The following is a 15684-nucleotide window of genomic DNA, read 5'->3' on the forward strand; positions in this document are numbered from 1 at the left end:
CTCCCCCAAATCATTTTAAAATCATTACAAAATCAAATCAGGGTAATCAGTGTAATCAGTTTAATCCTGAGTCAGACAAACTCCGCGTAGCTATTCGAGCAGCTTCTTCAGCCCCGTTTCGTAGTTGCTGATCTCGGCGGAGAGGGTGTCTACGAGCGGTTTGCGGGCGCTTTTGTTTCCTTCCAGTATGATGCTCCACCTTATCACGGAGGTGTCGTCCTTGTCGGGTAAAGACTCTACCAGGGCGGTTACCGTTGCATGCTTAATACCGGCAGGCAGGGGTGAAACGATGCTGAAAACAAAAAACTTGTATGACTCATGTACCTGGTCAATCATATCCCGGCGCTTGCGGTTGTCCGTGAAGGTAAGGTCGCGGTAGCGGGTATCGTTTTCTGTAACGATCTGCACGTCTTTGATGGTTCCATTGGCGTAATCCTTTACCTCCGGCAGGTTGCGGATAAGGCGCCATATTTTCACCGGCGAGCTTCTGATCAGCGTTTCATGCGTATAATCCGGGATGATCTTCTGTGCAGCCTGCATTTGCCCCATAACGGCGGTGCAGCAGCAGATGAACAACAATGTCAGTATTTTCTTCATAAAAAATAATTTAAGAAGATAATTATTGCATAGGCGTCATTGGGACGGCCTTCATTGTTTTAGTTGCTGCAGCGGGTTTTGCACCAGGCTTTGCAGCGCCGCCAAACAGTTCCGCCAGTTTCTTTTCAATAGCGCCGCTGCCATCTGGTTCAAAGCCTACTTCCTTCATCAGTATTTCCCCATCAGGACTGATCAGGTAAGTAGTGGGCACACCGGTGATGGCAAAACCGCTACCGGCAATGTTGATATTATCCAGCGCCTGCTTCCAGGGATTGTTTTCCTGTGCCACCGCTTTCAGCCAGTCGGCTTTACTTTTATCGATGGAGATGCTGTAGATATCGAAGTGCTGATCTTTGTATTGCTGAAACACTTCCCGCATATGTGGGAACGATTGCCTGCATGGCGAACACCAGCTGGCCCAGAAATCTATCAGCACATATTTGCCTTTAAACTGGCTGAAGGAAAGGGATTGATCTTTCTCATCCGGTAGTGTAAAGTTTTTTACTTTTTTGCCTACGGCAGAATTTTTAATCCCTTCTGTGAATTGATGGAACTCCATGGCTTCTTTGGTTTGCTTCATGGCAGGTGATAAATCAGCGTATAGCCGTTCCTGTTGGTCGGCACTCATCATCTCCCTTGCTTCGCCCAGGCTGAAAACAGCGGCAAAAGAATTAGGATGCTGCTTTACCAGTTGCTGCAGCAAAGGCACCAGGTGCTCCTGCTGCAATGCTTTTTGCCTGGTTTCAAACTCCACATGGCGGGGACTTTTTTCATCCATCCAGGGTTGTCCAAATTCCTTTTTTAATGTTTCTCTGACCTGTTTCCATGCAGTCTCCTTCGTTTTTGTGTAGGCCTGTAGCAGTTCCACCGCTTCGGAGCCTTTCACCACGGAAGCGCTCATGCCCTTTTCAATATCAGAGGTAACGGTGTAGGTAACCGGTTTATCCATCAGGATACCGAAAGGCACATACATCTGGCGTTGGGCCTGGATATATTCGGGATACAACATCAGGAATACAGGTTCCTTAAAGGGAATGTTAATTGTATAATGCCCGTTGGTGATCACCGCGGAATCGTGGTAGGTACGGGAATAAATATACATTTTATTATACCCCTTCAGGTCGCCTTTAATAGTGCCCTTCAATACAATCTGCTGCTGGGCGTAGCTGCCCTGGTATAGCAGGGCGGCTAACAAGGCAATGACGATTCTTTTCATCTGGTATTGTTTTAATGGTTAATAAGCAGGGTTCTGTTTGATCAGCCCCTGGGTAATGTCAATTTCATGTTGCGGTACCGGCAAAGCAAAACGGTTAGCCGGCAATTGCGGGTTAGGCGGTGTGCCCGTGCGGATGGCATCGAACCGGGCAAAGCCTTCAAAGGCAAGCTCCCAGCGGCGTTCCTGTATTATCCTGCTGATCAGTGCAGCCGGGGTTGCAAAATCGGCCGCAGTGTATACATGCGGCGGACCATTTTTCGTATAGGCGCGGGCGTATACCCGGTTCAGTAAATTGATGGAAGTGGCGTTCACTCCACTGGTATGGGCCAGCGCTTCTGAAGCTGTAAGCATTACTTCAGCAAGACGGATCATTGGTACGTTATCACGTATATTCATATCCGTGAATTTGCGCATCACTTCCTTTCCAAACAGGTTGAGGCTGTCTTTCCGTTCATCGCCTGCACCATAGGAAGCCACGAAATCAGGGAGCGCTTTGTTATATCCATACACATAATAGATCCCGTTGTTATCGTTTGATTTTGATGTTTTATTAAAGCTTTCAGGGAAAGCGAACAGTATTTCCCTGCTCAGCGGATAGCTGCCACCGCTGGCGGAATTATCCGGCCAAAGCGTCCAGAAGCTGGGCTGTAGCTGGTAGTTATTACCTGCCATAGCAGCCTGGGCATAAGCAGCTGCTTTTTCATACTGGCGGCTGTACAGGCATATTCTTGCAGCCAATGCGTTAGCGGCGCCTTTGGTGGCCCTGCTGCCCTGGCTGAGCGCATCCGGGCGAACGGCCGGCAGATCCAGTATAGCCGCATCCAGGTCGTTCAGCATTTGCGTATATACTTCCGCGTTAGTAGCCCTGGGTACATCCTGCGATCCGTTGTAACCGTCAAAGGGACTAAGCCTTAACGGTACGCCCATATTATCAGGCTTTCCTTCCAGGGCGCCATCGCCGTATAGCCGTAACAGTGTCATGTAACAATAGCTGCGTATAAACCTGGCTTCGCCAATAAATTCCGCCTGGCTGGCTTTATCAAATTCCGCGTATTGCGGCAGCTGGTTAATGATCACATTACACTGGTTAATGGTTACATAAGGCCCTGACCATAATGCGTAGTAATTGTCGTCGCGCGGATCAATGGTCCCCGTCACCAGGTTCTGATCAAAAGTGGAAGCTATACCCCCAGAAATATCTCCCAACTGATAACTATTACCTGCACAGGCATTCATCATACGGAGATAAGTATCTGCCAGGTAATTCCCGGTGGTTTGCTTGTATCTCAGCAATTCCGATTCTATCATGGTGCCTTCCGGCTTCAGGTCCAGTTGCCTGTTGCAGGCGCCCAGTGCCAGCAGCATTGTAAAAAGAATGATATGGTAACTGTATTTGTTCATATCCGGCTGAATTTTTAAATTTAGAAAGATGCTTTTACGCCTACTCTCCAGGTACGCGGAGAAGGCATCGTGAGCTCATCATATCCCATGTTTAATGCGGAGGAGCCGTATGCGCTCACTTCAGGATCCAGGCCGGAATACTTTGTGAGGATGAATACATTGTTCGCTTCTGCATAAATTTTCAGCGCGGTAAACAGGTGGCTGCGCTGTAGCTGGCGGCTGCTGAAGTTATATCCCAGCAAAAGGCTGCGGAGTTTCACGAAAGATGCATCTTCCAGGAAACGGGAATTTTTCCGGTCCAGCGTATAATCGTATGAAGTGCCAAATCCGGCCTGTGCATAATTGGAATTATTGATCAGTGCGGGAATGCCGGTTTGTTGCCCTGCATACCTCCAGTAATCCAGCAGGTCGGAAGAAAGATTGTATACGTTATTGGCGGAAGAAGAACTGCCCAGGTAGCTGTACATGGCGGCTTTGGCGCCGTTATACATTTTATTTCCTGCGGAGAAAGAGAAGAAGCAGTTCAGTTCAATATTTTTCCAGGTAAATGTATTACCCAATCCGCCAAATACCACCGGCATGGCATCGCCCATATATTTCCGGTGCACATAAGGCGCATCAGGATACTGCTGCTGGATAGGCACTTCAGATATTTTGCCGCTGTTGTCCACCCATTGAGGTTGCCCGTTGGCGGGGTTTACACTGCCCCATTCATACAGGTAAAAAGCAGTAGCGGAGTGACCTACACGCCAGAAGCGGCCGCCGGAGATTTCATTCTCAGCTGCCAACTGTTCTTCATTGATCTGGTGTAAGCGGGTAACAATGTTACGGTTGCCCGAAATATTGAAGGTAGTGTTCCAGTGAAAGTCTTTAGTAGCTATATTCTCACTGGTGACGCTAAATTCAATCCCTTTATTGGTAAGGTCGGCGCGGTTCTGCTGCTGCAGGTCAAAACCCATAAAATAAGGTAATGCCGATTGCAGGATGGCGTTGGCGGTCTGACGACGGTAGTAATCAATAGTACCGGTAACGCGCCCTTTCCATAGACTGATATCGGCGCCTATGTTCCAGGTGGTGGTCCGCTCCCATTCCAGGTTGGGATTTGCGGGCTGTTTATTCCCGATAGTGGACGTATTGCCATAGGTGGCGCCGTACACATCTACCACATACTGGCCCTGGTTACCATAATAACCGGTGCCGCCGTCGTTACCTGTAAACCCAACGCTGGCACGGATCTTCAGTTGCTCTATGGCTTTGGCGCCTTTCAGGAATCCTTCTTCACTGGGTACCCATCCCAATGCAAAGGAAGGGAAACCCACATAACGGTGATTGGCGGAAAAGCGGGAGGAGCCATCCAGGCGATAGGTAACCCCTGCCAGGTATTTATGTTTATATTCATAGTTCAGCCGGCTCAGGTAAGATACCTGCGCCCACTGTTGCTGCAGGGAAGAAAGTACTCTTTTATCCCTGGCGGTGGAAATGCTCAGCATTTCATTTGTAAGGAACTGTGTACCGTACACGCCGTTGGCATTCTCTACCGACTTCTCAAAGCTCTGCCCCAGCATAGCGCTGATGGCGTGTCCGTTTCCGATGATCTTATTAATATCAACACGGTTGTTGATCACCCATTTCCTTAGCTGTTGCTGTGTTTCGGTGGCGGAACCGCCAACCAGCTTGGGCCGGTCGATGATGCGGTTATAGGAACGGGAGTTGATCCAGTCGACCCCTACATCTGAATGCGCTGTTAACCACGGGCGCAGTTTCAGGTCTGCAAACGCATTGCCCAGCACGCGGTTGTCGGTGCTGTAGTTTTTACCGGACATGGCCTGCGCCACCGGGTTGGATATATCTTCAGGACCGGTAGGGTTATTACCATACAACCAGTTATACTTATATCCTGTGCTGTCGTACACACCAATATTCGGCGCCTTCTGGATAGCGTTGCGGTATGCCTGCTGCGCGCTGAGCGCATTATTGGTGGCCTGGTTCAGCGACATGCTCACGCCTACTTTCAGCGACTTCGACATCTGGTTGTCGAAATTTACACGACCCTGGTAACGGGTAAAGTCATTGTTGATAATATAGGACTGTTCTTTGTTGTAGCCCAGGCTTACGTAGTAGTTCGACTTCTCTGTACCTCCGCTCATAGATACAATGGCATTGTTACTGTTGGCGGTGCGTACTACTTCATCCAGCCAGTTGGTGTTTACGCCTTTGGGAAATTGATAGTTCTTTGGAATATACCAGCCTCCCTGTTGTGCTTTCCCTATGGAATCCTTCTGGCGGAAAAGTTCTGTATAGAAATCCGCGTACTGGTTGCCGGTCATCACCGAAGGAAGCTGCCGGGGTTTGCTGAAGGCGGTGCTAAGCTGCACATCTACCCTCATTTTGCCGCGACTCCCTTTCCTGGTAGTAATGAGAATTACACCGGCGGAACCACGGGAGCCGTAAATGGCTGTGGAGTATGCATCTTTAAGCACCTCTATTGATTCAATATCGTCCGGGTTAATGGTGGCCAGGGGATTTTTTTCAAAGGTAGTTGGCTGCCGGTATTCGTTCACAACCTGGTTGCCACCGAAAGAAAACCCTGCCGAATTGCCTTTATTATAATCCACGGTGTTCAGGTTGGGATCAATGCCATAAATAGGTACCCCGTCTACTACTATAAGCGGGGAATTGCCATTGGCATTGAGTGTACTGATACCGCGGATGGTGATATTGGAGGCAGCTCCCGGCACACCGCTGGAAGGTGCAATAAAAACGCCGGGCAGTTTGCCTACCAGCGCTTCATCAATGGTAACGGGTGTTTGCCCGGGTGCATCTGCCGCATTAAAGGTAGCAACAGCGCCCAGCAGGCTGCGTCTTTCCTGGACGCCATAGCCAATCACTACCGCTTCAGTTAAGCGGGAGGCTTCTACTGTCATCATAATTTTCTGCAATGCGGTAGCACCCGGCGTTACTTTTACTGCCTGTATAACCGATCTATAGCCGATAGAAGTTAACTGCAGGGTATAGTTTCCCGCAGGCAATGTAATTTCAAAGGCGCCTTCCGGGCTGGTTACCGCGTAATAACGGGTACCGGCGGCCTTTACAGTTACACCGGGTACCGGCTGCTCCCCGTCTGTAACGATCCCCTTTATTTTACCGGGAGCCGGCTGTTGCTGCGGCACAGCAGGCGCTGCTTTCCGTACAATAAGCAGTACCCCGTTTTTTTCCACAAAGCTGAGCGGTGTATTTTCAAGCAATGATGCCATTACCTTTTCCAGCCGTTCATTTACAAATCTCAGTTTCTTTACCTGGTAACCGGCCAGATCCTGGTGGTCGTATCCAAAGGAAAGATGATATCCTGATTCCAGTTTCTTCACACATGCGGCAAGGGATTCGTTTTCGAATTTTTCTGTTACCCTTACCTGCTGTAACAGTTGGCTGTACCCGTTATTGGCATACAGGAGGGTAATTCCTCCGGTGATAAAAAGGGTAACCATTACGCTCCATCTCATAAGACGTTGTATAAAAGTTAGCGTAAGCAATTTTTGCATATATTTGGTTGATTTTAGTGTTAACTAAATGCATATAACAGTCATCAAGCGTGCCTGCAAATCACTGCCTGACTGTTGTATAACTTTTCTAAAAGCCGTATCTGCTCTAACAGGTGCGGCTTTTTGTTTCCCCGAAGGGCATAGCTATCGCAGGGATGGCTTTAAGGTTCCATCCTTACTAATTTTGGTTGCATCCTCCTTGTATGCGGTATTAGTTTTTACGGTGTATGGTAATTTCTTTGTCCTTTATTTCATATTGTACAGGATGTATGCTGCTCACCAGGTCCAGTACTTCTGTAATCGTTAGCTTTTTGCTGCAACGCAATGTGTATTCGTCGTGTTTCATTTCCGCGGGGTTGTACCGGATATGTACCCCATACTGATTCTCCAGTGTTAGCGCCAGTTCTGCAAACCCCGCCTGTGAAAGACTGATCATGCCGCTGGCCCATTCATTGATCTGTTGGTTGTCTACTTTTGATTTCATGTATTGTTGTGCGGACCTGCTGAAAGTCAGCTGGTCATTGGCGCTGAGCACATCCAATCCTTTCTGGTCGTGCAATACCTTCACCATGCCTGTTTTCACGGTTACCTGCGTTTCATCGAGCGTACTGTATGCCTTTACATCGAAAGAGGTGCCCAGCACCTGCACATTAATTTCCTGCGTGTGTACCTCAAACGGGTGATGTTCATCCGGCTGTATATCAAAGAATGCTTCTCCTTCGAGCTTCACGGTGCGTACCTCGCTGAATTGCCGGGGGTACTCTATTCGTGCGCCGGCGTTGAGCCATACACGTGAGCTGTCTGGCAGCAGCATTTCCCGCTGATCACCGGCCGCAACCTGCACTACTATCATTTGGTGACGGGATTGCCAGTTATTGAAAAACCACCAGCCTGCTGCCCCTATTACACCCAGCATTGCAGCTGCGATCTGCCAGCGGTAACGCATCCTTACCACGGGTACAGCCGGGGGTTCCAGCTGTGCATGGATATGCTGCAGCACATCAGTATGTACCTGTTGCCTATGGGCTTCATCCCGGAATACCTGCACAGGCTGCTTTTCCCGGGATTCATACCAGTTTTGCAACCATTCCATTTCTTGTGGAGTACAGGTTCCGGTTTCAAGCCGCTGGAGGATCTTCGCTATTTTATCTTGAGCATCCACGCTTTTAACCATTTGTATTATTAAAGACACTCCTGCGGAGTGATAGTACCAGGTTGTTTGAAAAAAAATTTATTTGTAGAACTGTAGCCTGTCTTTCAGTTTTTTGAGAGCGGTGCTCAGCTGGTTTTTTACCGTTTGTGGGGAGATGCCCAGTTGTGTAGCTGTTTCCTGCACCGATAACCCGTCGCGGCGACTTAGCAGGTACACTGTTTTCATTTTTTCGGGCATATCGGCAATCGTACCCGCGATGATCTCCTGTATTTCAGTAAAGGTAAGGTGTTCATCTGCCGAAGGCAAAAAGGGAAGCGGGAAATCAGCAAAAGTATCGAGATGTTTCCGGTAGGTACTATTATACCTGAGATGATTGAGCACACGGTATTTCAACGCCATAAAGAGATAAGCATCCAGCCGTTGCCGGATAACGATTTCCTTTCTTTTATGCCAAAGGGATACAAACACTTCCTGAAGACAATCTTTTGCGTCTGCTTCATTTTGCAGCCTGGCGTAAGCAGCTATATATAGTGGCTCCCAGTAACGGTGATACAACTCATCAAAGGCAGCTTTATCGTCCAGTAACTGCATTCGTTCCAGCAGCGCGGTATCCTGCAAGTCCATCAATCACCAAAAGGTTTAAGCGTAAATATATGTAAAAGCGTTTCAAAAAAGCAAGGCGCCCGTTGTAATAGTTGCCACATCATGCCGGAACCGATCATACCTGCAAATAGGTAGTTCAAAGGAATTACTTATATTTGGAAGATGCGACATTCACGGCCAGTGGCTTCAGGCATATAAGTTACCCAGACCGGCCCGGCTTCCCAGGATAACCTTTTCATCAGCCCAAAACGCTATGAGCCGGCGCCACAGGAAGTAGCAGCTGCCATACAATCGTTTCTCTAATTCATCTTTTTAATTGCAAACTTGTGAGCACCTGGGAGCGTAAAGCTTTAAATTTTATCAATCAAACCAGCAGATGGGATAAGGAAAAACATATTTCCTCTTTTCTTGCCTTCAGTATTTCCCTGGTAAAAAACCTGATGGGAGCAACTATTGCGCTGCAACTGGAATTTGAGGACGAAACCACCGCCAGGGTTAAATGCGCCTCCCCGCTTCATCTGAACGACATTGTGCTGAGCCCTGAGCCCATTCAAAAGCTGTTGTACGCGCATGGCTTTAAAACCATTTACTGGTGCGGGTTACCACCACCGGAAGAAAATGTGTTCAAAGAAATAATGCCGGCACTCGTATCGGCGTTGATCATGCCGGTGAATACCAGTCCTGATAACAGCCTTCTTATTTTAGGCTGGAGTGAACCACCTTCCTTTGATGCCGGTTTCATGGAGTGCATAGAAACGATCCGCTTACGGTTGAAAGAGATATTGGTGCATTCCCGGCAACAGATCTACTTTCAGCAGGTAGCCATCCGCTTTGCCGCAATACTGCACGCCATCCCTCATGCACTGGTGTTCATCAACAACGACGGGCTTTCCGGCTGGGTAAACCAGGAAGGCGCTGCCCTGCTGGGACTGTCGGGCCCCGGAGAACAGCTTCCCGCCGTGCTTTCAGACGCCATCATGCAGCTGCGGAATAAAGCAACCAATATAGTGGACATCAACAGAAAAGTGATGCAACTGTTTTCTTCTCCGGAAAATTCTATCCGTAACTGGAGCTGGGAGCTGGCACATAACACATTGCTGGTATCCTGTTTACCTGTTACCACCCAGCAGGTGAGCGGCAGGTTATGGATCTTTGAGAACGCCGGTCAGTAACGCTGGCGCCAGAGGAAGTAGAACGTGCTGCCTTCACCGGGGAGGGAATCTACCCATACTTTCCCCCCTTGTTCTTCCACCAGCAGTTTGAATATATTAAGACCAATGCCGGTACCTTCGCCACGGCCTTCGTTATCCAGCCGTTCAAAAAGTTTGAAGATGCGATCGGTATCGCGTTTGGCAACACCCGGTCCATTGTCTTTCACATAAAATTCATAGAACTCCCCTTTATCAGTTCCTCCGATGGTAATCACTCCTTCTTTCTTGTCGTTATACTTGATAGCATTGGAGATCAGGTTCTGAAATACCTGTTGCAGCTTTAGTTTGTTGGTATGTAACACCGGCAAAGTACCCACCGTATCAATGTGAATATTGGCGGGTGGAAACAACAGCTTTGATAGTTGTGTTACCAGTTCGTGAACATCCACTTCTTCAATGGTTTGTTCCAAATCACTCTGCCGGGTATATTCCAGCATAGATGTAATCATTTCCGTGAGGTGATTGGTGGCGCCCAGAACAATTTTCATATATTCTTTCAGATCCGGTGCATTTTGTATACGCTCATCTTCGTTGATCAGTGCCAGCAATCCGATGGCGCCGGACAACGGCGATTTCAGGTCATGGGCCACTACGTACATAAAACGCTCCAGTTGCTTGTTCACCTTCTCCTTCTCCGTCATCGCCTCCTTTAGCTCATACTGGTAGCGGTATAGCTTTTCAAACACACTTACCTTTGCCCGTGTCACATTTATATCCAATGGTTTTGACAGGTAATCAACCGCTCCTTCTTCAAAGCCCCGCATCACGTATTGTTCTTCCTTATTAATGGCTGTTACAAAGATGATGGAGATATTTTTTGTTTTTGGATTTGTTTGAAGAAGACGCGCTACCTCGTAGCCATCCATATCGGGCATTTGTACATCCAGCATGATGAGGCCGATATCATCCTGCCGGAGCACTGTTTTTAGTGCTTCATTTCCGGAACCGGCTTTTAAGATCACGCGGTTATCGCCTTCCAGCATATGTTCCAGGGATACCAGGTTCTCCGGTTTATCATCTACAAGCAGTATTGTAAAGGTTTTTGGGTTGCGCTGCTTCATTTCTCAATATTTGTTTTCGTGCTAATATTTCTTAAGTAATCGATCATCTCATCTACTGTCATTGTCCGGATACCCTGGCAAAGATCCAGGGCAGCCCGGGGCATTGTACTGAACGCTGCTGTAAGAGGATCCTGTACAATTGCCATTCCCCCGGACGCGGCTACACGGCAAATTCCTGTTGCACCATCTTTATTGGCGCCACTGAGTAATATCGCCAGCGTGTATTTGCCAAACGCTTCGGCGGCACTGCTAAAACTCAGGTCTATAGCCGGCCGGCTGAAATTTACAGGTTCCGAGTAGTCAAGCGAAATAGTACCGTCGGCTTCTATAAGCAAGTGGTAATTCTGAGGGGCAAGATAAATATGTCCGGGTAATAATAATTCTTTATCATCCGGTTCTGTAATTCTTTGTTCCCCGGATAGCAAGGCGCCCAGCTCACTCTTCACATTTTTCAACCGGTGAATAACAATAACCACCGGTATAGGAAACGGCGCGGGGAGTTCCTTCATCAATGCGGTTAGCACAGGCATACTACCGGCGGAACCGCCAATAACAAGGATCCTGTATGACTCGGGGGTTGTCAGCTGTTTATATTTTACGTCTGAAAATTTTATTAGCCTGGTTTACCGTCTCAAATTTCGCCTGTTCTTCATTATATAATAATGACTCTTTGATACCTAATGCCAGGTATCCCAGCGAAGTTAAGCTTTCATAAAACAATTTTACCACGCGGTTTTGCAGTGTTCTGTTAAAATAAATAAAAACATTCCTGCAACAGATGAGCTGAAATTCATTGAACACCTGGTCTGTTACCAGGTTATGTTGAAAGAAAATAATATTGCGTCGCAAAGAGGGATGAATAATTGCATTGCCATAATGCGCGGTATAGTAATTGGAAAAATCGCTGACCCCGCCGGATTGCATATAATTGGCAGTATACTCTTTCATATCCTTTAAGGCAATGATACCGCTTTCCGCCTGTTCCAGGTTGGCTTCATTGAGATCCGTGGCATAAATCCTGCAACGGTCCAGCAAGCCTGCTTCCTCCATCAGTATAGCCATAGAATATACTTCCTCCCCGGTAGAGCAGCCTGCGTGCCATATTTTAATAATCGGGTAAGATGCCAGCCGCGGTATTACCTGTTCTCTCAGCGCCCTGTAAAAAGATGGATCACGGAACATTTCAGTAACATTCACTGTGATATACCGCACCATTTTACGGAAAAAGGGTGCTTCATTCAATAACCGGTGTTTCAGTTCAAAAATACTTTCCACTCCCGCAAAACCTGTGAAGCGACTGAAGCGGCGCCTGAGCGAAGCGGCCGAGTAATCTGTAAAATCGTACCCGTAACGCTGCTGGATAATTTTCAGCAGCTCTGTAAAATCCGTATGGCTGATCTCCTCTACCATATACTTTTTATGACAACCAAACTCTTAGCAGGGAAAGCAATTTAAAATTATCCACCGGTTTGGCAATATAATCCGACGCCCCTGCTTCCATACACTTTTGCCGGTCGCCCGCCATTGCCTTTGCAGTAAGCGCGATCACCGGCAGTTGCTGGAACCGTGCATCCGCACGGATCTCTTTCATAGCTTCATAGCCATCCATTTCCGGCATCATAATATCCATCAGCACCAGGTCTACAGCGGGATGCCGATGCAACACATCCAGCGCTTCCCGGCCATCGGCAGCAGTAAGCACGGAAATACCCTGTTCTTCCATCAGTGCACTGATAGAAAAAACATTGCGCATATCATCATCTGCCAGCAGTACTGTTTTACCGGAAAGCTGGCCTTCCGCCCAGTTGCTACCTGTGTTTTCGCTCTCTGTTTTTCCTTGCAGCTTATAGAGGAACAGTTCCAGTTCATCCATCAGCCTGTCTGTAGCATGAGTGGAATTTCGTACAATAGCGGAGGCATATTTCTTCAGCAACTGTTCTTCGTTGCTGGTAATATCCTGGTCAAGGTAAACAATCAGTGGTGTATTACCGGCTTCAGGGATCTGCATCAGCGATTCCAGCTGTTGTATTCCGGCCTGGAGATCTTCTCCTATTTCAACAATCACGGCATCATACCTTGTGTTTTCCAGGAATACCTGTGCTTCCGGGATGCCTGGTGCAACATCATACCTGGTATCAAGTTTCCTTTCTGCACTCATTGTTTCGAGAGCGGTATTCCCACTAAGCGGACCTACCGATACCAGCAGTACTTTCTTAAGCCGTGCCTGCAGTTGTGCGCTGATGCCTCCAAACAGCGTTTCCAGGTCGTTCAGTTCCAGCGGCTTTCTCGTATAGCCATGTATGTTATCTTCCCTAATGGCTTGTATATCTGCTCCCGTTACCACATGAACAAGGATCTTACTCAGCTCTTCACTACTTTTCAATATCCTGAGAATACTGCTGCCATCAATTACCGGCAGGTTCATATCCAGGATAATAGCTACCGGGAGGAATTTGCGTGCGTAGGCAAGCCCATCCTGCCCGTTGTGCGCCACAATGGTTTTAAATCCCTTGTTACGTGCGAAGTCGCGCAGGATATCGGCAAAATAAATATCATCTTCAATGATCAGGATCGGCTTGTCCTGTTGGGTAAGGTTATCCCGGTCGTCATGAATAACAGCAGGCGGCTGCACCAGGAGAGGCGTATCCCCTACCAGCGGGGGTTGCGTCACCACCGTTGCATTGGAATCAACCGGTAATATAATCGTGAAAGTGCTGCCTGAAGCACTGCTGTTATCAAGCCGCAGCACCCCATGCAACAGTTGCATCAGCTCCCTGCTGATACTAAGGCCCAGTCCTGTTCCGCCGTACTTCCGGTTAGTGCCTCCATCTCCCTGGTGAAACGCATTAAAGATCAGCTCCTGCTTATCAACAGGTATACCCGGACCGGTATCCGATACACTGATCCCAAGCATACCAGGCGCGCTCATATACCAGGAAAGGTTAACAGCGCCGCCTTTCGGCGTGAATTTAAAAGCATTGGACAAAAGATTACGGATCACCTGCAGCAGGCGAAGCTTATCAGTATGGATTACAGCAGGAACATCCGGCGCCGTATTCTTAACAAAGAAAATATCTTTTTGCTGTGACAGTACGTCGAACATGTCCGAAAGGTCATCTGCAATACTTTGCAGCTGCACATCTTCAAACACCATCTCCACTTTACCCGCTTCTATTTTTGACAGGTCCAGTACATCGTTGATCAAGTGCAACAGGTCAGAGCCTGATTTATAAATGATACCTGCGTACTCCATTTGTTTTGCCGTGAGATTGTTGTCCTTATTCTCCTGCAACATCTTCGCCAGTATAAGTACACTGTTCAGCGGTGTCCTCAGTTCGTGCGACATATTGGCAAGAAACTCTGATTTATACCGGCTGCTGGCCTCCAGTTCGGTAGCCTTTAAGGAAAGCGCACCCCTGGTGGCTTCCAGGTCCTTATTCCTTTCTATTATTTCCGCATTTACCTGGCGCAGTTCTTCCTCCTGTACTTTAAGCTCTTCCTCGGATGCCTGCAATACTTCCGACTGCCGGCTCAGTTCCTCGTTGGACTGCCGCAATTCTTCCTGCTGGCTGACCAGGATCTCCTTTTGCTCCTGTACCTGCTGCAGCAGGTGCAGAACCTTTTCATGGGCATTAGCGGCATTAACGGCAACGGCTATATCTGTTGACAATACCTCCAGCAACTTCAATTGGGGGGAGCTTATCTCCCCGAAAGAGGCCAGTTCAATAACGCCCAGCAATTCATTCTCTGTCCATAATGGCATCAGTACCAGGGAACCGGGTTGGGCATGACCGCTCGCGGAGCTGAGTTGCCAGTATCCGGCCGGCACTTCCCGGATCACCAGGATATCTTTTCCCGATACGGCTGTTCCCATGAAACCTTCATTTAACGGCACCGCATGCGGCACCGAAGATGGCATACTAACGGAGGCGAACAAACGAAGGTCGCCATACGTTTCATCATAACAATAAAAGGCGCCGGCAATAAAGTTTGCAAAGCCGGTAAGGGTTTGCAGGCACTTGCGTACCAGTTCATCCCGGTTGTTCACTCCCTGCAAACTGTCATTCATATTATTTACGCCTGTGAGTATCCAGTTCTTTTCACTGGCGGCAGTATTGCTCTCCACTACTTCACCCAATTTGCGGTTCAGCGTCTGCTGTGTACGGAGGCGGCGTTTGAACTCCGTGTAAGTGATCCTCATCAGGATGGATGCCACCAAAAGGATAAATGCGTTATTGATCAGCAGTGCCCTCACTGCTTTTGTGAAGCTATTGCTCTTCACTTCTTCCCGGAGTGCCAGCAGCCGGCGCTCTTCCTCGTTCATTATACCGATCTTTGCGCGCACATTATCCATCAGCTGGGTTTCCCGCTGTGTAATATCCTCATTCTGCTCAAACCGCTGCTCCGCCAGAGTATGATCCAGCTGGTTCCAGTAGCTGAGTAAAGCATTGATGCTATTTTCCAGGGAATCCACATTTGTCACCTGTGCAGGATTGTCGGCCACCATTGTGCGCAGGTCGTTCACAGCAGGGGCAACTTTGGGCAGTGCCAGTTCATAAGGCTGCAGGAATTCTTTATTAAAAGTGCTGCGAAACCCCCTCCGGGAAGCTTCCATATCAAATAATAAGCGCTGCACCCTTTCCGAATTATTAAGCACACGATAGGTGTGCTGTACCCAGCCCGCCTCTTCTGTTTGTTCAGTAAACGTTCGCCATGTTAAAAAACCACCCAGCAGAACGAGCAGTACTACAACGGAAAAACCGAGGTACAGCCTGTTAACTAATGAAAGCTTCATAAAAGAGTAATTCCTCAATATTAACGCAAAAATACCTAAATGGGCTCATATTCATATCTTTGTACAAAAGCAAAAACCTGTTGAAACAGTAATGTAACCATTTGTTTT

11 protein-coding genes are annotated in these 15684 nt (G+C 48.0%); 1 reads left to right on the forward strand and 10 read right to left on the reverse strand.

Annotation, left to right across the window (positions count from 1 at the left end):
• Positions 1 to 90: 90 nt before the first annotated feature.
• From VN105_RS05165 to VN105_RS05190, 6 genes are all read right to left on the reverse strand, one after another.
• Complete coding sequence (locus tag VN105_RS05165; protein WP_325638599.1) at positions 91 to 597, reverse strand: hypothetical protein; 507 nt, start codon at positions 595 to 597, stop codon at positions 91 to 93.
• A 22-nt stretch (positions 598 to 619) separates the two neighbouring features.
• Positions 620 to 1813: a TlpA disulfide reductase family protein gene (locus tag VN105_RS05170; protein ID WP_325638600.1), complete on the reverse strand. Its 1194-nt coding sequence runs from the start codon at positions 1811 to 1813 to the stop codon at positions 620 to 622.
• A gap of 18 nt (positions 1814 to 1831) precedes the next feature.
• Complete coding sequence (locus VN105_RS05175; RefSeq protein WP_325638602.1) at positions 1832 to 3214, reverse strand: RagB/SusD family nutrient uptake outer membrane protein; 1383 nt, start codon at positions 3212 to 3214, stop codon at positions 1832 to 1834.
• Positions 3215 to 3234: 20 nt separating this feature from the next.
• Entirely contained in the window at positions 3235 to 6753 is a 3519-nt protein-coding gene (locus VN105_RS05180) for a SusC/RagA family TonB-linked outer membrane protein (protein ID WP_325638604.1), read from the reverse strand.
• A gap of 211 nt (positions 6754 to 6964) precedes the next feature.
• Positions 6965 to 7846 carry a FecR family protein gene (locus tag VN105_RS05185; protein WP_325638606.1) on the reverse strand — a complete coding sequence of 294 codons (882 nt, stop codon included), beginning with the start codon at positions 7844 to 7846 and terminating at the stop codon, positions 6965 to 6967.
• Positions 7847 to 7984: 138 nt separating this feature from the next.
• A complete protein-coding gene (locus tag VN105_RS05190; protein WP_325638608.1) occupies positions 7985 to 8530 on the reverse strand; it encodes an RNA polymerase sigma-70 factor in 546 nt (181 codons plus the stop codon).
• 305 nt (positions 8531 to 8835) lie between these two features.
• Between VN105_RS05190 and VN105_RS05195 the strand changes: the two genes are divergently transcribed.
• Positions 8836 to 9681 carry a hypothetical protein gene (locus tag VN105_RS05195; protein ID WP_325638610.1) on the forward strand — a complete coding sequence of 282 codons (846 nt, stop codon included), beginning with the start codon at positions 8836 to 8838 and terminating at the stop codon, positions 9679 to 9681.
• On the opposite strand, the gene VN105_RS05200 is transcribed toward VN105_RS05195, so the two are convergent.
• The 4 genes from VN105_RS05200 to VN105_RS05215 are packed head-to-tail and all read right to left on the reverse strand — an operon-like array spanning position 9675 to position 15576.
• Positions 9675 to 10781: a hybrid sensor histidine kinase/response regulator gene (locus VN105_RS05200; RefSeq protein ID WP_325638613.1), complete on the reverse strand. Its 1107-nt coding sequence runs from the start codon at positions 10779 to 10781 to the stop codon at positions 9675 to 9677. The genes VN105_RS05195 and VN105_RS05200 overlap by 7 nt on opposite strands.
• The gene (locus VN105_RS05205) at positions 10778 to 11395 is read right to left on the reverse strand and encodes a chemotaxis protein CheB (RefSeq protein ID WP_325638619.1); all 618 of its coding nucleotides are present in this window, start codon (positions 11393 to 11395) and stop codon (positions 10778 to 10780) included. Before VN105_RS05205 ends, VN105_RS05200 begins: the two co-directional genes overlap by 4 nt.
• Positions 11370 to 12191, reverse strand: a complete 822-nt coding sequence (locus VN105_RS05210; protein WP_325638615.1) for a protein-glutamate O-methyltransferase CheR — start codon at positions 12189 to 12191, stop codon at positions 11370 to 11372. Before VN105_RS05210 ends, VN105_RS05205 begins: the two co-directional genes overlap by 26 nt.
• Before the next feature lie 7 nt (positions 12192 to 12198).
• Complete coding sequence (locus VN105_RS05215; protein ID WP_325638617.1) at positions 12199 to 15576, reverse strand: response regulator; 3378 nt, start codon at positions 15574 to 15576, stop codon at positions 12199 to 12201.
• Positions 15577 to 15684: the final 108 nt, after the last annotated feature.

The sequence above is a fragment of the Chitinophaga sp. genome (genome assembly GCF_035564935.1).
Lineage (GTDB): Bacteria > Bacteroidota > Bacteroidia > Chitinophagales > Chitinophagaceae > Chitinophaga.